Here is a 300-nt window from a genome sequence, read left to right on the forward strand (position 1 = left end):
CCGGGTCGACGTCGAGGGTCGCCGTCACCGCCAGCCCCGCCGCCCGCGTGCGGCGCAGGAGGCCGTCGAGGTCGTCGGCGAGCGTGGGCGCGGACGCGGTGCCGGACGCGTCGCCCGCCTCCCTCAACACCCCGAGCACGGCGTCGAGTTCACCGACCGTGCGGCGCGTGGTGTCCTCGATGGCCGCGAGCGCCTCGCGTACGAAGGCGGGGTCGCTGTCGAGCACCCGGCGCGCCGCACTCGCCTGCAGGGTGACCGCGCTGAGCGCGTGCCCCACCGAGTCGTGCAGCTCGCGCGCGA

At 77.3% G+C, this 300-nt stretch carries 1 protein-coding gene; it reads right to left on the minus strand.

The annotated features are described in order from the left end of the window. The coding region (locus tag G3I40_RS44665; RefSeq protein ID WP_164560501.1) for a histidine kinase dimerization/phosphoacceptor domain-containing protein at positions 1–300 on the minus strand (300 nt) is incomplete at both ends.

This window comes from Streptomyces sp. SID14478, assembly GCF_010548525.1.
Classification (GTDB): domain Bacteria; phylum Actinomycetota; class Actinomycetes; order Streptomycetales; family Streptomycetaceae; genus Streptomyces.